Source organism: Variovorax sp. 160MFSha2.1 (genome assembly GCF_048305075.1).
GTDB classification, from domain to species: domain Bacteria; phylum Pseudomonadota; class Gammaproteobacteria; order Burkholderiales; family Burkholderiaceae_C; genus Variovorax; species Variovorax guangxiensis.
Genome location: NZ_CP157625.1, coordinates 418,340 through 437,638, shown reverse-complemented (window position 1 = coordinate 437,638; position 19,299 = coordinate 418,340). Strand labels below are relative to the sequence as shown.

Sequence of the window (19,299 nt, the reverse complement as noted above, 5' to 3'; positions counted from 1 at the left end):
ACAGCGTTTCCGAAGCGTGATGCGTAGGGAATACCCCAGCGTAGCGCCAGCTCGGAAGTTCTTGCGCCGTGCCATGGAACGCCGCACAATCAATAAAAAATGAAGGCTCATTCATTATTAAAGCGAGACAAATGCTGATCCACCCTCCCTCCGCCAGATTCCAGTTCAAGGCGCCGTGCTTGCGCCTGGCCGTTGCCATTGCATGCGGTGGCATGCACCTCCTGGCCAGTGCGCAATCCAGTGCACCCTCGTCCTCCGCACCTCCAATCGAGCCTGCTAGTGCGCCGAAGGCGATTGAATCGGTAAGCGTGACGGCCCAGCGCCGACGCGAACCGGCCAGAGAGGTCCCGCTGACCGCCGATGTCCTCAAAGGCGAAGACATGGAGCGCGGAGGCTATCAATCACTGAGCGATCTTGCTGCGCTGCTGCCTGGCATGAATCACAACCAGTCGGGTGGTGGCACTGGCGGAAGTCAGATCACGATGCGTGGCATCTCTACGGGCTCGCAAGTGGGAGCGACCGTGGGCATGTACGTAGACGACGTGCCGTTCGGGTCGAGTTCCGCCTATGCGGGTGGCGGTTCCAGTTCGCTGGACCTTGGCCTGTTCGATCTCGCCAGTGTCGAGTCCTTGCGCGGTCCGCAAGGCACGCTCTACGGCGCCGGCGCGATGGGAGGGCTGATCAAGTACGTGGCCGTTGAACCCGATCCGAGCTACTTCGGCGCACAAGCGACCGCGGAGACCTCGAGCACCAAGGGCGGAAAGAGCGGCCATGTGCTGCGCGGCATGCTGAATGTGCCACTGAGCGAGGGTGTCGCCGCACTGCGCGCTACGTTGTACCAACGCTCAGAGAGCGGATTCGTGCGCGACGTCAACCATGGCGGACGCTTGGTCGACGGCTCCAAAACAGATGGCGCTCGCCTCGCCTTGCTGCTCACACCTTCGAAGGACGTGACGCTGCGCCTGACCGCGTTGAGTCAGAACCAGCGGCGCGACGGCGCTTCGACGGAAGATGTAGATATCGCCTCGGGGCGGCCCGTGGATGGACCACTGACCAAGCGACTGCTTCTGAGCGAGCCTTCCGAAGTGCGCAACGATCTCGTCTCGGCCGCCCTCAAGGTCGACCTCAAGTGGGCCACTCTCGATTCGATCACGGGGTGGCAACGCACGTCGAGCGTCGGGAGGGTGGACTCCTCCGCGCTCTACAGTCCGCTGCTGGCGCCGACCGGCATCGTCAATTCCGCGTATGGCATGGATTACACCTTCAACAACAGGAAGGTGACGCAGGAGGTGCGATTGACATCGCCGCGCAGTCGCCAGTTCGAATGGCTTGCGGGCATGTTTTATACGAACGAGTCCGGCTCCAAGACGCAGAACCTTCGGCCTTTCAATGCCTTCCAGCTGCCGGAGAATCCGGTGTTGGCTGATGCCAGGTTTCCGTCGACATTTCGTGAAACAGCGATTTTCGGAACCGGCACTTACTACCTGACACCTGAAGCCGACGTCACCCTGGGCGTGCGTCGCAGTCGCAACAGCCAGCACCTGGACCAGCGCTTCAGCGGCATCTTCGCCCCCGCGCCGCAGCCGGCGTCCCAGTCTTCTGAAGGCGTGACCACCTGGTTGCTGACGGGCCGCTGGCGTCCGGCCGAGCGGCAGGCGGTGTACGTCCGCGCGGCAAGCGGCTATCGCCCGGGCGGGCCGCTTCCGCTGGTCATCAATCCGCTGGACGGAACCGCGCTCAACAACTCCTCGTTCAGGTCCGACAGCCTTTGGAGCTACGAGGTGGGATGGAAAGGCGACATCGTGCCGGGCCGCCTCACGACAGAAGTGGCGCTCTACCAGATCGACTGGAAAGACATGCAGGTCTTCACGTCCAGCGCCGGGTTCTCCGGGATCGGCAACGCTGGACGGGCTCGCTCGCGCGGTATCGAATGGACGCTGCGTGCCGCGCCGACAGACTCGTTGCGCCTGGCAACCGCGCTCAGCGCGATTGACGCGAAGCTTGTGGACGACAGCCGTGACCTCGGGGGTAAGGCGGGCGAGAGGCTGCCGAACACGGCTCGGCTTTCGCTCGCGCTGCAGGCGGACTACGACTTCAGGCTTGGCGGCAACCCTGCCTACCTCGGTGCGACGCTGCGCTACACCGGCGACCGCTGGAACAGCTTCAAGGAGGCGCCCGGCATTCCCGCCTATCGGATGCCCGCGTACACCGCCATCGATCTGCGCGGCGGTGTGCAGATCGGCAAGGCCAACATCGGGCTGTTTGTGCGCAACCTGACCAACCGTCGGGGCCAGACGGCGGCCGACACCACCCTGAGCACCGCCGGTGGACCGGCCCGCGTCAATCTGATCGCACCGCGCACCATCGGCCTTCAGCTCAGCATGGACTTCTCCTGAGGAGGGGCGCAAGCCATGCAAATTCAAGCCTTCGCGGAGGACATCCGCTTTCGGCAGCCGCTGGTCATCGCAGGCCGCGTGCTACCCGGGCAGTCGGTGCTGTGCATCGAGGTGCGTCATGGGCGTCATGTGGCACATGCCGAAGCGGCTGGTGTCTTCTATCGTGGGGAGTGTGGCCCGCGCATGAGACAAGAGGTGGAGGCAATCGGCGAGCGACTGCCGAACGACTTGCTCGGTGCTTGGCGTGAGGTGCAGAAGATGCCGCCTGGCGGCGCTCGCAACGCGCTCGACTGGGCGCTGTGGCAACTCGTGGCAGCGGAACGTGGCGAGCCCGCCTATCGCATGGCGTTCCTGCAAGCGGTGAAACCTCGGATGACGATGGTGACGCTGGGTGTCGACGAGCCACACAGGATGGCTCAGGCGGCGTTGGCCTATCCGATGGCAAAGGCACTCAAGCTCAAGCTGGATGGCAGCGCGGCGGATGCCGAACGTGTGGCCGCTGTTCGCCTGGAAAGGCCCGATGTCCGCCTGTCGGTCGATGCGAACGAGGGGTGGACGATGCCGCATCTCGAGTGGATGATGGCTGCGCTGCTGGCGAATCAGGTCGAACTGATCGAACAGCCGCTTCCCGCGACGGACGACGATGCATTGAAGGGGTGCGGTTGCCGCATTCCGCTCGCCGCCGACGAGTCGTTGCAGACGATCGACGATCTGGAGCGCGTTGCGCAGATGTACCAGGTGGTCAACATCAAGCTCGACAAGTGCGGAGGTCTGAGTGCTGCGCTGACGCTTGCACACGAAGCGCGTCAGCGCGGACTGCAGGTGATGATCGGGTGCATGGGTGGGCGTTCCCGGGCGATCCTGCCCGCGTTCATCGCAGCGCAGTGGGCCGATCTGGTCGATCTCGATGCGCCCTTGCTCATGGCGTCTGACACGGCCCCATCCGCAACCTATGCGGACGGACTCATCGCTTTCGAGGATGCTGCATTCATGCCGTTGGCAGACGAGCAGCCGGCATCGGTCAGCGCTTTACTCTCACCGGTGCGCCATGCAGAAGCCTGATCAGCAGCCGGGCGGCCTTCATCTTGGCTTCGGTGTTGGTCGGTACGCCGATCAGCATCTGTGCCTGCGCCGAAACGAGCAAGGAAAGGATGGATTCTCCGACGGCGAGCATTTCGCTTTCCTCGAGATGGTTCGCGTCCTTCCCGATGCGCACCACCGTCTCCAGCAAGGCGCGGCGCAGATTCTTGAAGTTCTTCGAGACGACCGCCTGAACATCCGGGTTGCGCCGCGTGATCGCCGCGATTTCCAGCGCCGTACGGGCGACCTGGTTCGTCGCGTCGGGCCGCTCCTGAAGCTTGAGCGACGACTCCACGAGTCCCAGAAGCTCACCGGCACTGCTGCATGCCTCGAATGGCGCGGCGTTGACCTCCGCAGCTTCGATGAGTTGCAGCAGGACGTCTTCCTTGGAGCGGAAGTGGACGTAGATGGACCCGACCGACAACCCGGCCTGGGTACTGACATCGTTCATTGAGGCTTCGGCAACCCCCTTGCGCTCGAAGACGACGCGGGCGGCGGCAAGGATCTGCTGCCGCACCGCGGCCATGTGGCTTTCGTCTCTCTTGGGCATGTTCTGGAAAATTTAAATGATTGTTCGTTCATTTTAGGATTGGAAAACACATAATGACCGCGACCCCTATCGAAAAGCTGGAGGCTGTGCTCTCCAATCTCCATCGCAACGACGCACCGGGCCTGATCGCCAGTGTCGAGCAGCGCGGCAAGACCTTGCTGCGCCGCGGCTATGGCCTGGCAAGTCTCGACTCCGGCATGGTCAACACGCCGTCCACGAAGATGCGCATCGGCTCGACGACCAAGCACTTCGCCTGTGCTCTGGCATTGCTGCTTCGCGACGAAGGCGCGCTGTCGATCGACGAGCCGGTCGGCCGCTGGCTGCCGGAGTTGCCGGCGAGCCAGGGTGCCCGTACGTTGCGTCAGTTCATGAACCACACGGGCGGGACGCGTGACTACCTCGATCTCTCGCTGTTCTCGAACGGGCTGACCATCGTGCCCAGCGAAGGCGCATTCGAGTACCAGTGTCGGCAGCACGAGGAGAATTTCGAGCCCGGCGAGCAGTTCATCTACAACAACGGCGGCTACCGAATGCTCTCCATGGTGCTGGAGCGGGTGTTGGGCGTACCGCTGGCGCAGGGGCTGCGCGAACGCCTGTTCGAGCCGCTGTCGATGCACGACACGTTCCTGTGGGCGACCGATCTGGACCCGTTGCTCGGCAGTGCCACCTCGCACGTCGCAAAGCCCGACGGTGGATTCTCGAAAGGCATCTTCCCGGCGGTGATCCTGGGGGAGGGCGGGATCGCCTCGACGCTCGACGACATGCAGCGTTGGTTGACCCATCTCGTATCGCCCAGGATCTGGCCGCAGTCCCTGTCCGACGAGATGCTGGCGCCAGCCGAGCTGAACAACGGCTTTCTGAATCCGTACGGCTTCGGCCTCGTCCGGGAGAAATGGCGGGGCGTCGACATCTTCCATCATGCGGGTGGCGTGGTGGGGGGCACCTGCCAGATGCTCGCCGCGCCGGCGCACGGCGTTCAGATCGTCGTCATGAGCAATCGCAGCGATGTCGCGGCCACCGAGGTCGCCCAGAAGCTGTTCGTTGCCCTGCTGGAAGATGTGCTCGAACCCGCGGAGGCACCGGCAAACCCTGAGCTGGTCGAGGCGCTGGGCGGCGACTATTACTGCGCCTCCAATGGGCGACATTTCTCCGTCTCCCGGAATGGCGATGCGCTGTTCCTGCACAGCTTCGGCCTGCCGCTGCCGCTCACCCAGGTCGAGTCGGGTACGCTGCGCGTGAACCTGCTTTCGGTCATCGTGCTCAGTGTCGATATCGTTCGCGACGAATATGGAGACGTCACGGCGATTGACGTGACTGAGCAGGGCCGACGCTACCGCTGCGAGCGCGTTGACGCCTCGCACGGGGTCGACAGTGCGGTGACGCGCTTCGCCGGCAGATGGCACAGCGAAGAACTCGGCGGTGACATCGTCATCGGCGAAGGGCGGCCCGAGTCGATGCGTGTGGCAGGTTTGTACGGGCGCAGCACTTACAAGCTCAAGCCGCTGCTCGCGAACACTTGCCTGATGGTGAGCGAGGACCCTGTCATCCCCATGCACGGGACGCTGCGCCTGATTACCGGGGAGGACGGGCGTCGCGAACTGCTGCTCGACACGGCACGGACCCGTCAGTTGCGCTTCACCGGAGACGCTGCTCATGGCTGATGTTCGCGCGCCTTCGCGGGGAGCCGTCGCGGGCTTCGGCGCCGGGGCGTTCGGGTCCACCTTGAGCTCGGGCGTGGTGCCGCTGCTCTTTCTCTTCTATCTGACTGAGTTTGCGAAGGTTCCACCGGCAATCGCGGGTGTCCTGCTCGCCGTCCCGAAGCTTGCAGACCTGCTGTTCGACCCCTGGATCGGGCGTCGGACGGACAGTGCCGCGCGCGCCATGGGAAGCAGGAGCCGGCTCATTGCGATCCATGCGCTTGCGCTGCCGGTCCTGTTGTTGCTGCTGTTCCTGCCCGTGGCATCGCTTCCGCTGTCTCTCCGCCTTGCGCTGCTGGGAGTCCTCCTGGTCGTGCAATCGTTGATGCTCACGGTGTTCACCGTGGCGCACACGGCCATTGCGAGCGACATGTGCGACGGCATGCAAGAGCGCAGCACGTTGATGTCGTCCCGGGCGCTCGGGCAGACGATTGCGGGGCTGCTCGTCACCGTGCTGGCGCCGCAGATCGTCGCTCGCTTCAGTGCATTCCATGGCGGCTATCTCGGCATGGCGGCTGTGCTCGCAGTCGGGGCTTTCGTTGCACTTTCCATCTGCTGGCTGGTGGTGCGTCGAGTGCCGCTGCGCACTGGCGTCGAAAGCAAGGGGGCGCCGTCGTTGCCGAAGGCGTTGCGTGCGACGCTGCGCAACAAGGCTTTCTATGGCGTTGCTCTGATCCTCGTCCTGCTCGGCACCAGTTCGACAGCGCTGTTCAGTGCATTGCCGTATGCCAACAAGCACCTGCTCCAAGCGGGACCCGAGAACCTTTCCGTCCTGCTCACGCCCATCTTCCTTGCACTCCTGCTGGGCGTCACGGCGGCGCCATGGCTCGCGCGTCGTGTGCGGCCGACCGCCATCCTCGGTGGTGCGTTATGTCTGGCCTTGCTGGGCGTCGGCTGGCTCACCGCGGGTCCTCGCACCATGCCTTCGATGGTGGCCGGTGGAGCGCTGTTCGGTCTGGCTTGCGGTGGCTTGACCGTCTTGATCAGCACGCTGGCGATGGAAACGGCCACGCGCTCCTCCACGCAGGGTGAGAGCCTGGGTCTGTACCTGGGCATCCTGTTTTCGGCCGAGAAGCTGGGTCAGTCGCTTGGCGGCATCGTCGTCGGGTTTGGCTTGGACTGGGTAGGGCCCTTGGATGCGGGAATCGCTCAGCTCTCGCTTGATCGTTTGGCCTCTCTGTGGGTGGTCGCACCTGCATCGGTTCTTGTGATCGCGCTTTTCACGATGGCTCCGCTCGCAAAACGCTTGAGCGCACTTTGATCCACGCAGGTTTTCTCATGAAGATATTCACATCGGCATTGGTCACCGAGACCAACACGTTCTCCACATTTCCGACCACGCTTGCCTCGTTCGAGGAGCTGGGCATCATCCGCGGACTTGCGCCGTCCCAGGCGCTGGGCGATGTCGGTCCGATCGTGGAGCAGTGGCGTCGCGCCGCCGGCCGCTACGGCGACGAGGTTCACGAAGGGGTCTATGCCACTGCCCAGCCGGCCGGGCGCGTGGAGGCGCAGGCGTATGCGCAGCTGCGCGGCGAGATCCTGGCTGCGGCGAAGGCCGCCATGCCGTTGGACATGGTCCTGCTCTTTCTCCACGGCGCCATGGCGGCCGAAGGTGAGGACGATTGCGAGGGCGACCTGATTAGAGCCCTTCGTGATCTCGTGGGGCCCCGGTGCGTGATCGGCGTGGAGCTGGATCCCCACTGCCATATGAGTGCGGCGATGACCCAGCATGCGGACGCCATCATCCTGATGCGCGAGTATCCGCATGTCGACTACGAGGAAAGAGCCGTCGAGCTTTTCGACGTGTGCCGCGCCGCTGCAACCGGTGCGACGCGTCCTGTGATGGCGGTGGTCGATTGTCGGATGGTGGGCTTTTATCCCACAACGTCCCAGCCGATGCGCGGGCTGGTGGACCGGCTGCGTGAGGTCGAGGCACGCCCCGGTGTCCTGTCCGCGAGTCTGGTGCATGGTTTCCCCTGGGGCGACGTGAGTGACGCAGGCACGAAGGTCCTTGTGGTGGCGGACGGTGACGAGGCTCTTGCCACAGCAGTGGCGACCGAGCTCGCCCAGGCGTTCTACCGGATGCGCCGCACGATGCTGCCACATCTGGAGACGGTCAACGAAGCCCTCGAGGGGTTCGATCCCGGCTGCGGCGTGCCGCGCATCCTGGCGGATGCGGGAGACAACCCGGGTGGCGGGGCGCCAGGCGATCACGCCGTGCTGCTCGCGGCGCTCGTCCAGCGCACCGACCTGCGCAGCGTCGTGGGCATGGTGTGCGACCCGCAGGCCGTGCAAGCATGCTTCGGGGCGGGCATCGATGCCCCACTGCGGCTGTGCGTGGGAGGCAAGGCCGGTGAAGCAGCGGGCGGCTCATTGGAGATCAATGTCACTGTTCGAGGTCTTGCCCAGGAACACTCGCAGTCCGTCGGCAACATCGTCGATCCGCTAGGCCGCGCGGCCTGGGTGAGATGCGGAACCACCGACATCGTGTTGTGCAGCCGGCGGCAGCAGACCTTGTCGCCTACCGCCTTTACCGGCCTGGGGGTGCCACTTCACGAGGCGCAGGTCATCTCGGTGAAATCGAGTCACCACTACTACGCCGAGTTCTCGAAGCTCTCCACTGACTGCCATGTCATCGAGACCGGTGCGGCGCTGTCGATGGACTTCGCTCGCTTGCCCTACCAGCACCGGGATATCCACTTCTTCCCCGCCATCGACAACCCGGCACCTCATCTCGCATGACGACTTTCTTTTCACAAGTGGCAGGCGGTCGCGTCGAGTCGCCCAGCGGGGCGCTGATGATGGTCGACGGACAGGCACTTCTGTGCTTCGGCGGCTCGAGCTATCTGGGCCTGGGCGGAGCCCCCGAACTGCTGGACGCCGGATGTGCCGCCCTGCGGCAGTTTGGTGCCAGCACGCACCTCGCGCGCCACTACGGCTTCAGCGCGGGCGCGAACCAGGAGGCCGAAGCCGAGGCGTGCCGCTTCTTCGATGTCGACGACGCGATGTATTTCGGCACCGGCTATCTGTTCGGCATCATCGCGCTGGCGGGCCTTGCGCCCGACTGCGACGCCATCTACCTCGACGAGTGCGCTCACTACAGCCTGCGCGACGGCGCCCACGCGACGAGGAAGCCGGTACATCTGTTCAAGCATCGCGACGCTGACGACCTGGCGCGTCACCTTGAGCGCACCTTGGGTCCGGGCGAGCGACCGCTCGTCGCCACCGATGGCATGTTTCCCACGTTCGGCGTCATCGCACCGCTGCAAGCCTATGCGAGGGCCATTGCTTCCCGCTGCGGCTGGCTGGTGGTCGACGAGTCGCACGCCTTCGGCACGCTGGGCCCGCTTGGACGCGGCGCTGTGGAGGCCGCCGGCCTTTCGTTCGAGCGCATTGTGGCGGGTGGATCGACCGCCAAGGCCTTCGGCGCCCATGGCGGGTTGGCACTGGGCTCGGCGCGAACCATTGCGTCGCTGTGGCGCACCCCGGCGGCGCGCGGTGCCGTCCTGGGGTGCTCGGCAGGCGCGGCCATGACGGCGCAGAGCCTGCGCCACATCCGCCAGCATCCCGAAATCCTGCTGCGGCTGCGCGACAACGCCCGTGCGCTCAAGGACGGATTGCGCGAGCTCGGCCTGCAGGTGGACGACAGCGATGGTCCCGTCGCCACCTTCGTTCATGGCGATGCGCAGGAAATGCAGCGCATCCAGGCCGCTCTGTTCGGCCGCGGCATCTTCATCGCCTACTCCACCTATGTGGGTGCCGGCCCCGAGGGCGTGCTCAGGTGCGCCACCTTTGCCGATCACACGCCGCAACACATCGACCGGCTGCTGACAACGCTGCGCAGCCTGCTGTAGGCGGGCGGACGCAACACACCCCGTGCCCGATGCACGGGTCTCTTTCGCCAGCTTCACCAACGACTTCGCCTGCGTCATCCGCGGGCATGCAAGAGGAACCAGATGAGCATCGCCGTCACGCAACTCCCGTTTTCCAAGATCCGCAGCGCGAACGGGTTGATTTTTCTCTCGGGCGAACTGCCCATTGCCGAACAAGGCCCCATGCCCGAGGGAATCGCAGCCCAGACCGATCTGACGCTGCAGCGCATCGAGGCATCGCTCGGCAGCATAGGCCTGGGCCTGGCGGATGTGGTGCAGGTCACTGTCCATCTGGCGCGGGCGGAAGACTTTGCAGAGTTCAACGCAGCGTACCGTCGGCACTTCCGCGCCCCTCTGCCGACACGTACCACCGTCGTTGCGCAGCTCTTGCTGGCGCCTGCCGGCATCGAGATCTCCGTCGTGGCCGCGATGCCCGCGCAATCCTGAGGGCGGAATCCAGATGGCACACGACATTGTGGTGCTTGGGGCCGGCATGGTCGGCACCTGCACCGCGCTCGAACTGACGCTGCGTGGCCATGCCGTGACGCTTGTCGATCGGCGGCCGCCCGGGCGCGAGACGTCCTTTGGCAATGCGGGCGTCATCCAGCGCGAAGCGGTCGAGCCCTATGCCTTTCCGCGCGATGTGCGCGCCATCCTCGCCGCAGCTGTCGGTCGCGGGCTGGACATCCACTATCAGGCGGCGGGCCTGTTCGGAGCCTTGCCGCAATTGATGCGCTACTGGTGGCATTCGGCGCCGCAGCGGCACCGACGCATTGGCCGGGCATATGCCGGCCTGATTGCCCATGTCACGCAAGAGCACGGGCGCTACATGGCGCTTGCAGGTGCGCAGGATCTGGTACGACGCGAAGGACTGCGCCTGATGTACCGCAGCGGGCCTGCAATGGAAGCTGCGGCCGCGCACGCGCAGCAGTTGCACCGCGACCATGGGATCGGCCTGGATCTGCTCGATGCACGCGCCCTTGCTGCGGCCGAGCCTGCTTTTCGCATCCCCATGGCGGGTGCGGTGCACTGGCTGGATTCTTGGAGCGTGATTGATCCCGGCGCGCTGGTCGAACGGTACGAGAGCGCGTTTCGGCACCGTGGTGGCCGATTCGCCAGAGGTGACGCGAGCAGCTTGCGTGAGCGCGCTGGCGGCTGGGAGGTGCGTCTCGACGAAGGCCTCGTGCAGGCGCGTCATGCCGTGGTGGCATTGGGACCCTGGTCCAGCGCACTGACGCGGCGCATGGGCTATCGGTTGCCACTGTTCATCAAGCGGGGCTACCACCGGCACTACGTAGGCGGCGACGGTGTCAACGTTCCGACGCTGGACGCGGAGCGCGGCTATGTGATGTCTTCGCAACGGCGTGGCCTGCGCATCACCACTGGTGCGGAGATTGCGCGCATCGATGCTCCCTCCACGCCACGCCAGCTCGCCGGCGCGGAGACCGAGGTGCGCAAGCTGCTGAACCTCGGGCTGCCGGTCGAGGCGCAGCCGTGGCTCGGAAGTCGGCCTTGCTGTGCCGACATGAAACCGGTCATCGGTCGCGCGCAGCGCCACAAGGGCCTGTGGTTCAACTTCGGGCACGGTCACCACGGCTTCACGTTGGGGCCGGCCAGCGCGCGGCTCCTGGCAGATCTGATCGAAGGTGGCACGCCTTACACGGAGGCGACGGCGTTTTCGCCCTCGAGGTTTCCATGCTAGTCGCGGCGCACCCCGACGACTTCATTCGTCGCCCCGCGCGGGGAGAAGGCGAGTCCGCAGTACATGAATGTCGTACGCCAGCCCTGGCAGCGCCTGGAGGATATCGAATGGATTTCAATGAGAATCGCCAACCCATGGGGTGGCTGGTCGGCTTCGGCATCGTGGTGCTGTTGCACCTGCTGCTGGGATGGGCGCTTGTCAGCGGATTGGCGCGGCAGGTCGTGGACGTGATCAAGTCCCCGGTGGAAGTCAGCATCGTCGACGAGATCAAGCCGCCCCCGCCACCACCTCCGCCGCCTCCGCAGGAGCCTCCCAAGCGTCCGCCGCCGGTACGCAAGGCCGCGCTGCCGCCGAGCTATGTGCCGCCACCGGAGGTGAGCGTCGCGCCACTGCCGAATCCGGGACCCACGATCACTACCACGTCGGTGGCACCACCGCCCACACCCGTGGCCATCGCGCCTCCGGCGCCTGCGGTGCCGCGCCCCACCGGCACGCCAGCACGCATCGATGTGTCGTCTTGCGAGAAGCCGGAGTACCCGCGCGCCGCGTTGCGCGCCGAAGCCACCGGCACCACGCGGATCCGCTTCACGATCGACGCGACCGGTCGGGTCGCGAAAGCCGAGATCGACAAGCCTTCAGGGCCGACACGGGAGCACCGAACGATGGACGCAGCCGCAGTCGAAGTGCTGAGCAAGTGCCCGTTCCGACCGGGGACCGATGCCGAGGGCCATCCGGTCGGTGGCGCCGTCACCACTGTCGACTACGTGTGGAAGCTCGAGTGAGCCCTCCCAGTCCTGTTCACCCCACGCGCTGGCCGTACCGGCCACTTCTTGTTTTCAACGGAGAAAAATCCATGTCCCTGATCCAACTCATGCGCGCGGCCGTACTGGCCGTCGTTGCCACCGTCTCGATGGCGGCACCCCTGGCCGCCTTCGCGCAGGCTGACCCTGCACCGGCGGTGACACCGACGCCGGCGACGCCAGCGCCTGCCGCGGCCGAGAGTCCCACCGCAGCCGCTCACGCTGTCGAGAACCCTTACGGTCTCGGCGCGTTGTGGGCGCAGGGCGACTTCGTTGCCAAGGGGACATTGATGATCATGGTGATCATGAGCATCGGCAGCTGGTGCATCATCTTCACCAAGCTGTTCGAACAGCAGAAGCTGATGAATGCGGCCAATGCGGCTGGCAAGTCGTTCTGGAAGGCCGGCACGGTGCGCGCCGGTACCGACGCGCTGCACAGCGGCAGCGCCTTCCGCTACATCGCGGAGCAGGGCCTGACCGCAAGCGAGCATCACGAGGGCACGTTGGTCGAGCAGATCGACCTGCATACCTGGGTCACCATGAGCATCCAGCGCGCCGTGGACAAGGTCCAGAGTCGCCTGCAGGACGGCCTGGCGTTCCTGGCCACCGTCGGATCGACCGCACCCTTCGTCGGTCTCTTTGGCACGGTCTGGGGCATCTACCACGCACTGACCGCCATCGGCATCTCCGGCCAGGCATCCATCGACAAGGTGGCGGGCCCCGTGGGCGAGGCGCTCATCATGACGGCCATCGGCCTGGCGGTCGCGGTGCCTGCGGTGATGGGCTACAACTGGCTGATTCGTCGTAACAAGCGTGCGATGGAACGGGTCCGCAATTTCAGCGGCGACCTGCACAATGTCCTGATCGCCGGCAAGCGATGAACACATCTACACGGCGGCTGCGCCGCCTCTCGAAGGAGGGGCGCTTCGTTTGTCTGCCGGTCCTTTTCCCTGAAATGAGGACTCCATCATGGCGATGAACATTTCTGCCGGGGGCGATGATGAGGAGGCCCTGAACTCCAGCATCAACACGACACCGCTGGTTGATGTGATGCTCGTGTTGCTCATCATCTTCCTGATCACCATTCCGGTGGTCACGCAATCCATCAAGCTTGATCTGCCGAAGGAGAGGAACGTTCCGACGCAGACCAAGCCCGAGAACATTGTGCTGGCTGTCAGCCGTGGTGGCGACGTCTATTGGGGTGTGGAGCGCGTGCCCGATATCGAGACGCTGGTGAGTCGGTTGAAGACCTCTGCGGTCAAGGAGCCGCAACCAGAGGTGCATATCCGCGGCGATGCCGAGGTGCCGTACGAATCCGTCGGCCGCGTGGTCGTTGCCTGCCGGCGCGCGGGCATCCAGAAGGTCGGATTCATCACCGAGCCGCCGGCCGGTGTCGCCAGTCGCTAGGAGGAAAACATGGCAATGAATGTAGGCAGCGGTGGTGGCGACGACGATGTGATGGTCGATATCAACACCACGCCGCTGATCGACGTTATGCTGGTGCTCCTGATCATGTTCATCATCACGATCCCAATTCAGACCCATGCGGTCAAGATGAACATGCCGGCGCCAAGCACGGCTCAGTCACCGCCCAAGCCGCCCGAAGAGGTTCGTATCGATGTCGAAACCGACGGCACCGTCGGATGGAACGGTGAAGTCGTGCCGAGTCGCCCCGATCTGGAAAGACGGCTCGCGCAAGTCGCCGCCCAATCTGACCAGCCGGAGGTGCATCTGAGGCCCAGCAAGCTTGTGCCGTACAAGCATGTCGCAGGCGTGATGGCCAGCGCGCAACGCCTGGGCGTCACGAAGATCGGCATCGTCGGGAGCGAGCAGTTCACGAATTAAGGCGCGTCTGCGACTGCGGGAGCAGGTGGCTGGTCGATCTCGGGAGGTTCGTGTGGTCAAGAACGGGCGAGCAGCATCTTTGAGTAATGTGATGGCTTCGCTTGCCGACGACTGATACAGGCTGCGCCATTCGTAGTCCCATTTCACAGGTCGGCCGTCATTCTCCCAAGCCGCCAGTGCCTGTTGATTTCCATGGAATCCTGACCCGGCATTTCCATCGAATATTAACCCACCCTCTTTGTGAGCCTGGCGGCATCAATGGATTCGAGCGCTCCTTCGACTCGCTGACGGCGGAGTAGGCCATTTTTTCTGAATTGTTGAGGGGGTTGATCGTGCTACTTTGCGTTGCTCAGTGCTCGCCACCACCTCCTATTTCGTTGCCAAGCCTGCGCAGAGCCGGAGGTTTTCCGTGGCTGAGGGGCTTTTTACCTACGAAGGATTTTCGGGACTGTGGGCCTGCAGCATCTACGTGAACGCGACGCAAGCTGAGACGTTCCATGGATCGGCCGATATTTCTTTTCGCGGCAAGTTTGCTGCAAGGTTGTTCTTAGCGTGCCGAGATCGTCTCCCGTTGAGGGTGTCGCTTTGTCGAAGCAAAAGTGCCTCGGCTGGATCGCTCGCGCTGACGCTAAAAGGGTCATGGGCGGCCCTCCTGAGCTGCTTGGAAAGGCAACCCCTCGACAGGGCCACGCTCAAGAAAAAACCCACGCCAACGCGCCCGATCAGGAGCCAGAAGGCTGGGCGGCACGAAGGCGGCCGCGGGCAGCCCCGGGGGAGGAGGGAGAAAAGCGGCTGCCGAGAGCCACCGTATTGCGTAGCTGTGGAGACGCCCGTAGGACTGCGTCGCATCCATCATCCCCATGAAAGTGCAGCTGACTTACATTTGGTGGGCGATATCAGGAGGTGACAGTGCCGATGGACTTTCTTAGGCGGATTGAAGGAGAGAAGTTCCCGTTCGAGGTGACCGCCCCCAACGACATCCGCAACGCTGCAGTGTTGGTGGCCGCCGGGCTGATCGACGCCACCGTTCCTCATGAAGGGGATTCGCCGTTCGTGCCGGCGGTGGTTGCGCGGATCACTTGCAAAACGCGGAGTAGCTAAAGCCTCCGAGCCTGCATGCTTTAACAATTTGTCAAACGTACTCGAAGAAGCCCAGCGCAGAATATTCCACAGCACACCATTGGCGTGCGAAAGCACTGGAAAGCATATCGCGAACAACCGTTAAGCAGCGTTTTGGAAGTTTCCTCACATCTCATCACCACGGAGCGCAGCATGACCACTCCATCTGACATTATGAAGCTTGAGGCAGAGTTCTGGCAGTCAGTGGTGAATGGAGAGCCGGAGAAAGCCGCCGCGCTACTGACGGAACCGGCAGCCAATGTGGCGATGTTTGGGATCCATCACTTCACCCCTGACGAGTACATCAAGATGGCGAAAGAAGGCCCGGCGAAACTGACCGCTTTTACCTTCTCCAACGAGAAAGTCCTTTTTCCCAGCACGGAGGTGGCGGTGGCCACTTATGAGGTGTCGCAGAGTTTTGAAATGAATGGAAAGACCCAGCAAATGGTTTGTTTGGACACTACCACCTGGATTAAACGTGGAGGGAAATGGCTGGCCGTTGTTCATACAGAGACGGAAAAGCAGAACCAACTGCTCCCGCCAGCGTGAGCCTGAGGCGCAGGCTCGCGTGTTCGATCGAGCTGCAGCGCCTGTTGATCCCACATAGTCATTGTGCCCCGCAGCGCAATTCTTGCGTTAACGGCCGTCGGAGAATCCCTCGGACAACCCATCAAACGACGAAGAAACTACAGCATGCTAGTTACCGAAGTCAAAGGGATGAAGATTGCAGCACGATCGAGCGGAGATCCCTCCAAGCCCGCGGTGATCCTGCTGCATGGCTGGCCGCAATCAAGCCTCGCATTCGAGCATGTGTTGCCGGAGTTGGGCATCGACCAATTCGTGCTCGCCTTCGATCTACCGGGCATCGGTGATTCTGAGGGAACTCCGCTTTCTTCGGAAAAAACCGATATGGCCGCCGTCTTGCTCGATGCGGCCGCGCAATTGGGTGCAAGGGACACCATCATTGCTGGCTACGATGTGGGCGGAATGGTTGCCTACGCAGCAGCGCGCGATCACGCGCGGAGAATTAGCGGCGCCATGGTGATGAACACTGTGCTTCCGGGCATCGCGCCCTGGGATGCGGTGCTAGCTGATCCGCGTATTTTCCATTTCGCGCTGCACGCGATCCCTGCACTGCCGGAGACCTTGGTGGCCGGACGCCAGCGCGCGTATTTCGAATTCTTCTACAACGCTATGGCCGGTGACGCGTCGGCGATCACGCACGAGGCTCGGGAAGCCTATGCCAGGGCGTATGAGCGCCCGGAAGCGCTCACGGCGGGCTTCGACTGGTATCGCGCCATGACCAAAGATGCCAGCCATAACGCGCGCAGCAAGCGAATCGAGGTTCCGATGTTGTATGTGCGCGGTGACGCGGATGGGAAAACCCCCGACGACTATCTGCCCGCGATCCGTGAAAAGGGCGCCAGCAATATAAGCGGCAAGGTTATTCCTGGCGGAGAGTACGTGGCAGAAGAAGCGCCTGCGCAGTTGATCGCGGCCGTCCGCGAATTCCGCCAAACATGCGCAGTAGGCCGCTAAAGATACTTTCAGGCGAGCCGCTCATGGGCAAACTAGGTCACCGGGCATCTCTCCCTCCCACTTGTGCTGCCACCGCAGATAGCAAAAGAGAATGTTCCCTTGAGAACTCGTGTCTTCCACATGGCGTGACGCCGCAATCTGATTTCCGTTTTGGGCCCTTCACAAGCGACCTGTCCAGGTGCATTCGGCACCAAGACAAAGAGCCCCGAACATCGACCTTATCGGTTTCCAGCGCGTGCGACCAACGAGGCGGGTTTTACGGGCATCTGTTCGAGAACGCGGCATCTAGGCGTACCTCGCAACCTGTTTTTGGAACCATCCCACGATGGCCGCCATCGGCCAATAGCAGTCGTCGCCCTTGGCTGCACAACAAACGGCAAAGCGGATATTCCTGGAGATCGTGAAGTGATTGAACGCTTGGCGAGACACTTTCTTTTGTCGCTGATGGCAACGATCCCGCTGGTTGCGTCGGCGAGCCTTCCGTTGCAGATGTCTCTCGCCGAAATGGCGGCAGACGCTGACCATGTACTGGTCGGCCACGTCGTCAGCGTTGACATGGTTGACGGGGATGGCCGCCCGGTCGTCGATGATCAGGCGCGCACAGGCTCTAGTTCTAAGAATCTCATCCGTCTGCGCGTGGTTGTTGACGAGGCTTTAATTACGACTGCGGAGCGAGTTCCAAGGGAGTTGCTCATACCACTTGATCCGCTTATGCACTACAGCCTCAGTCAGATCCGGGCCGTTCATGACAACGATGCGACTCCGCGACTACTTCTCTTGAAGGGGGCAGAATTTTCCAGCCTCAAGCCAGGAATTTTCTTTCTGCCATTGAAGGAAAAAGACGAAGTGCTGCGGGTGCGCAGTGCGGCGCGTCGATAGCGTTGCAGAGCGCGTCCGACTATTTTCGACCAAGAGCGGTGTCCGAAAGGATTTCGTACTAACGATCGAAACTGACTTTCGAGGTTAGCCCGTCAAACGTGTATCGCGCAGATCGTTCAATGACCCATAAAAAAGACCTCATGTGAACGCCACCCTGCATGTTGCGAGGAAGATCAGGCGCATTGCTACTTTTTCTATCTTGGGGCTCTTTGCCTTCTTTGCGAGTGGAGAGCCACGCTGTGCGGATCTCGATACCAGGCAGGGTTGCAAGCGCTTTGATGTTTCTCTCGTTCAGCTGATTGCCAACCCTGATCAGTTTGACGGCAAGCGAGTTGTTGTCGGCGGATTTCTGAGCCTCGAGTTCGAAGGGCGTGCACTTTATCTGCACCAAGACGATTTTCGTGTCGGAAACACCTCTAACGCGGTGGCCTTGGAACTACCGGCGGATTGGCTTACTTCAACTGCGTCGATTGACTGCCCAAGCTATCGCTATGTTCGGTTAGAAGGCGAATTCAGTAGCCAGAATACCGGGCACATGGGAGCATTTTCTGGTAGCTTGAAATCTGTCGAGAGGTGCGGTCAACAGCGCATGCGGCCTGTTCAATGAGAGGCAAAGGCACCGCCTCTCAGCGATCGTGGCGACGCCGCATTTAGCAAAGCGCACGGCAAAATGCCGTCATCTACCGCAGTCGGCCAACAGCGGACGCTCGAATCTAGGCCAGGATTCACCCCGAGGCAGGAACCAAGACGTCGAGACGCGAGCGATTGCGATGGCATCTTCGACAAGAATAACTCAGAGTCTTGAGGAGAAGGAACTATGGCCGTAACGCTACTCATCATCTACACGGTGGTCTACTTTGTGGGCTACTTCGGGGCCTCTGGCCTCAACCTACTTGTCAGGCGAGACCTTGTGCCCTCCCGAACAGCGGGGGTCATCTTGGTTCTTGCCGCCTGTGCGGTGTATTTTTTCTTCACAGTTCAAGCGCTGCTCGCATTGGACATGGGACGTTTTTCAAGCCACGACCAAGGACGAATCGTCGGAGAGATGCTTGCAAACGTGCTCCTTCCTTTGACGGTCGTATTGATTTTTGTGTCCTTTGCCGCCCGACGCGAACGTCGCAGGCGGAACACAGAGCAGAGGTCCGCCAGGATTGACCCCACCGCATGATGTTTGGTGAGAATGTTTCTAGCGCTCTTGAGCTGAGGCAGGATCAGCGGTTGCCAATAGCCGTCCTTCACCGCCTCGGTCTACCTTCCAATCCAACTCGCCAATCACAGAAACATGACAGTCGCAATGTCACCGCTGTGGGTCAAGCATCCTGACATTCCATGGGGTAGCGTCGGGTGGCGCATGGGCTGGGGTGAGGAGTACTGGGGGCAATGGAGAACTTTCTTCCTGGCCCTGAAGGAAGAAGAGCGACAGCGCTACCGAGAGACCTGGCCGGAACCTGAGCCATGGCGAGGGCTGTATACATTTATTGAGTCGGGTGAACCTCCACCTTGGGCAATCGAACACAGGAGAAAACTGGCTGGGCCTTATCCCCTGCCGAGTGCCGAAGAGTTCAGCATCTGTGAGCACTACCGGGTTGTATGGTTGGTCAGGTGCCACATGAACAAGTTGGGCGCCTACGAAGTACCTGAGAGATTTCCGTCGCCGAATCTTGGACAAGCACTGGATGAGAGCGACGTAACGTTCTATGCGGAACCGAACGGCGCCTGGTGGCGTTTGTCGATGCCAAAAGGTGGCGGGCTTATCCTGAGCCGACTGACGCAACCAGACGCCCCTGACACGTTGCTGTTCCGCAAGGAATAGCGGCTGT

20 protein-coding genes are annotated in these 19,299 nt (G+C 62.5%); 19 read left to right on the top strand and 1 reads right to left on the bottom strand.

Translation table 11 applies throughout. The features are described 5' to 3' along the window. Window positions 1-308 precede the first annotated feature (308 nt). Complete coding sequence (locus ABL838_RS33520) at window positions 309-2,396, top strand: TonB-dependent receptor (RefSeq protein ID WP_418126059.1); 2,088 nt, start codon at window positions 309-311, stop codon at window positions 2,394-2,396. 15 nt (window positions 2,397-2,411) lie between these two features. Next, window positions 2,412-3,458 (top strand): dipeptide epimerase, encoded by a 1,047-nt coding sequence (locus tag ABL838_RS33515; RefSeq protein ID WP_418126058.1) that lies wholly within the window; start codon window positions 2,412-2,414, stop codon window positions 3,456-3,458. Here the strand turns inward: ABL838_RS33515 and ABL838_RS33510 are convergent. After that, entirely contained in the window at window positions 3,418-4,026 is a 609-nt protein-coding gene (locus ABL838_RS33510; RefSeq protein WP_418126057.1) for a TetR/AcrR family transcriptional regulator, read from the bottom strand. The genes ABL838_RS33515 and ABL838_RS33510 overlap by 41 nt on opposite strands. A gap of 53 nt (window positions 4,027-4,079) precedes the next feature. On the opposite strand from ABL838_RS33510, the gene ABL838_RS33505 reads away from it, so the two are divergent. From ABL838_RS33505 to ABL838_RS33425, 17 genes are all read left to right on the top strand, one after another. Continuing rightward, window positions 4,080-5,687: a serine hydrolase domain-containing protein gene (locus ABL838_RS33505; RefSeq protein ID WP_418126056.1), complete on the top strand. Its 1,608-nt coding sequence runs from the start codon at window positions 4,080-4,082 to the stop codon at window positions 5,685-5,687. After that, window positions 5,680-6,984: an MFS transporter gene (locus tag ABL838_RS33500; RefSeq protein ID WP_418126055.1), complete on the top strand. Its 1,305-nt coding sequence runs from the start codon at window positions 5,680-5,682 to the stop codon at window positions 6,982-6,984. The genes ABL838_RS33505 and ABL838_RS33500 overlap by 8 nt, the downstream gene beginning before the upstream one ends. A 17-nt stretch (window positions 6,985-7,001) precedes the next feature. Continuing rightward, entirely contained in the window at window positions 7,002-8,465 is a 1,464-nt protein-coding gene (locus ABL838_RS33495; protein ID WP_418126054.1) for a M81 family metallopeptidase, read from the top strand. After that, window positions 8,462-9,577 carry an aminotransferase class I/II-fold pyridoxal phosphate-dependent enzyme gene (locus ABL838_RS33490; RefSeq protein WP_418126053.1) on the top strand — a complete coding sequence of 372 codons (1,116 nt, stop codon included), beginning with the start codon at window positions 8,462-8,464 and terminating at the stop codon, window positions 9,575-9,577. The genes ABL838_RS33495 and ABL838_RS33490 overlap by 4 nt, the downstream gene beginning before the upstream one ends. Window positions 9,578-9,679: 102 nt before the next feature. Then, window positions 9,680-10,042 carry a RidA family protein gene (locus ABL838_RS33485; protein WP_418126052.1) on the top strand — a complete coding sequence of 121 codons (363 nt, stop codon included), beginning with the start codon at window positions 9,680-9,682 and terminating at the stop codon, window positions 10,040-10,042. Window positions 10,043-10,055: 13 nt separating this feature from the next. Then, the gene (locus ABL838_RS33480) at window positions 10,056-11,297 is read left to right on the top strand and encodes an NAD(P)/FAD-dependent oxidoreductase (protein WP_418126051.1); all 1,242 of its coding nucleotides are present in this window, start codon (window positions 10,056-10,058) and stop codon (window positions 11,295-11,297) included. Window positions 11,298-11,431: 134 nt separating this feature from the next. Next, window positions 11,432-12,079, top strand: a complete 648-nt coding sequence (locus tag ABL838_RS33475) for an energy transducer TonB (protein WP_418126050.1) — start codon at window positions 11,432-11,434, stop codon at window positions 12,077-12,079. Between the two features lie 71 nt (window positions 12,080-12,150). After that, complete coding sequence (locus ABL838_RS33470) at window positions 12,151-12,978, top strand: MotA/TolQ/ExbB proton channel family protein (protein ID WP_418126049.1); 828 nt, start codon at window positions 12,151-12,153, stop codon at window positions 12,976-12,978. An 88-nt stretch (window positions 12,979-13,066) separates the two neighbouring features. After that, on the top strand, window positions 13,067-13,504 hold the full coding sequence (locus ABL838_RS33465) for an ExbD/TolR family protein (RefSeq protein WP_119557233.1): 438 nt from the start codon (window positions 13,067-13,069) through the stop codon (window positions 13,502-13,504). Window positions 13,505-13,513: 9 nt separating this feature from the next. Then, window positions 13,514-13,942 (top strand): ExbD/TolR family protein, encoded by a 429-nt coding sequence (locus ABL838_RS33460; protein WP_418126048.1) that lies wholly within the window; start codon window positions 13,514-13,516, stop codon window positions 13,940-13,942. 915 nt (window positions 13,943-14,857) lie between these two features. Beyond that, window positions 14,858-15,043, top strand: coding sequence for a hypothetical protein (locus tag ABL838_RS33455; protein WP_418126557.1), 186 nt, complete (start codon window positions 14,858-14,860; stop codon window positions 15,041-15,043). A 171-nt stretch (window positions 15,044-15,214) separates the two neighbouring features. Continuing rightward, window positions 15,215-15,610: a nuclear transport factor 2 family protein gene (locus ABL838_RS33450; RefSeq protein WP_418126047.1), complete on the top strand. Its 396-nt coding sequence runs from the start codon at window positions 15,215-15,217 to the stop codon at window positions 15,608-15,610. Between the two features lie 144 nt (window positions 15,611-15,754). Next, entirely contained in the window at window positions 15,755-16,600 is an 846-nt protein-coding gene (locus ABL838_RS33445) for an alpha/beta fold hydrolase (protein ID WP_418126046.1), read from the top strand. A 405-nt stretch (window positions 16,601-17,005) separates the two neighbouring features. Continuing rightward, complete coding sequence (locus tag ABL838_RS33440; protein WP_418126045.1) at window positions 17,006-17,479, top strand: hypothetical protein; 474 nt, start codon at window positions 17,006-17,008, stop codon at window positions 17,477-17,479. A 142-nt stretch (window positions 17,480-17,621) separates the two neighbouring features. After that, a complete protein-coding gene (locus ABL838_RS33435; protein ID WP_418126044.1) occupies window positions 17,622-18,086 on the top strand; it encodes a hypothetical protein in 465 nt (154 codons plus the stop codon). Between the two features lie 210 nt (window positions 18,087-18,296). Further along, on the top strand, window positions 18,297-18,647 hold the full coding sequence (locus tag ABL838_RS33430; protein ID WP_418126043.1) for a hypothetical protein: 351 nt from the start codon (window positions 18,297-18,299) through the stop codon (window positions 18,645-18,647). Window positions 18,648-18,761: 114 nt separating this feature from the next. Further along, entirely contained in the window at window positions 18,762-19,292 is a 531-nt protein-coding gene (locus ABL838_RS33425) for a hypothetical protein (RefSeq protein ID WP_418126042.1), read from the top strand. Window positions 19,293-19,299 lie beyond the last annotated feature (7 nt).

What these genes read in the sequence shown, in the direction of transcription:
- ABL838_RS33515 (WP_418126058.1), top strand. Translation starts at nt 2,412, where the DNA reads ATGCAAATTCAAGCCTTCGCGGAGGACATCCGCTTTCGGCAGCCGCTG.
- ABL838_RS33510 (WP_418126057.1), bottom strand. Translation starts at nt 4,026, where the DNA reads ATGCCCAAGAGAGACGAAAGCCACATGGCCGCGGTGCGGCAGCAGATC.
- ABL838_RS33505 (WP_418126056.1), top strand. Translation starts at nt 4,080, where the DNA reads ATGACCGCGACCCCTATCGAAAAGCTGGAGGCTGTGCTCTCCAATCTC.
- ABL838_RS33500 (WP_418126055.1), top strand. Translation starts at nt 5,680, where the DNA reads ATGGCTGATGTTCGCGCGCCTTCGCGGGGAGCCGTCGCGGGCTTCGGC.
- ABL838_RS33495 (WP_418126054.1), top strand. Translation starts at nt 7,002, where the DNA reads ATGAAGATATTCACATCGGCATTGGTCACCGAGACCAACACGTTCTCC.
- ABL838_RS33490 (WP_418126053.1), top strand. Translation starts at nt 8,462, where the DNA reads ATGACGACTTTCTTTTCACAAGTGGCAGGCGGTCGCGTCGAGTCGCCC.
- ABL838_RS33485 (WP_418126052.1), top strand. Translation starts at nt 9,680, where the DNA reads ATGAGCATCGCCGTCACGCAACTCCCGTTTTCCAAGATCCGCAGCGCG.
- ABL838_RS33480 (WP_418126051.1), top strand. Translation starts at nt 10,056, where the DNA reads ATGGCACACGACATTGTGGTGCTTGGGGCCGGCATGGTCGGCACCTGC.
- ABL838_RS33475 (WP_418126050.1), top strand. Translation starts at nt 11,432, where the DNA reads ATGGGGTGGCTGGTCGGCTTCGGCATCGTGGTGCTGTTGCACCTGCTG.
- ABL838_RS33470 (WP_418126049.1), top strand. Translation starts at nt 12,151, where the DNA reads ATGTCCCTGATCCAACTCATGCGCGCGGCCGTACTGGCCGTCGTTGCC.
- ABL838_RS33465 (WP_119557233.1), top strand. Translation starts at nt 13,067, where the DNA reads ATGGCGATGAACATTTCTGCCGGGGGCGATGATGAGGAGGCCCTGAAC.
- ABL838_RS33460 (WP_418126048.1), top strand. Translation starts at nt 13,514, where the DNA reads ATGGCAATGAATGTAGGCAGCGGTGGTGGCGACGACGATGTGATGGTC.
- ABL838_RS33455 (WP_418126557.1), top strand. Translation starts at nt 14,858, where the DNA reads ATGGACTTTCTTAGGCGGATTGAAGGAGAGAAGTTCCCGTTCGAGGTG.
- ABL838_RS33450 (WP_418126047.1), top strand. Translation starts at nt 15,215, where the DNA reads ATGACCACTCCATCTGACATTATGAAGCTTGAGGCAGAGTTCTGGCAG.
- ABL838_RS33445 (WP_418126046.1), top strand. Translation starts at nt 15,755, where the DNA reads ATGCTAGTTACCGAAGTCAAAGGGATGAAGATTGCAGCACGATCGAGC.
- ABL838_RS33430 (WP_418126043.1), top strand. Translation starts at nt 18,297, where the DNA reads ATGGCCGTAACGCTACTCATCATCTACACGGTGGTCTACTTTGTGGGC.
- ABL838_RS33425 (WP_418126042.1), top strand. Translation starts at nt 18,762, where the DNA reads ATGACAGTCGCAATGTCACCGCTGTGGGTCAAGCATCCTGACATTCCA.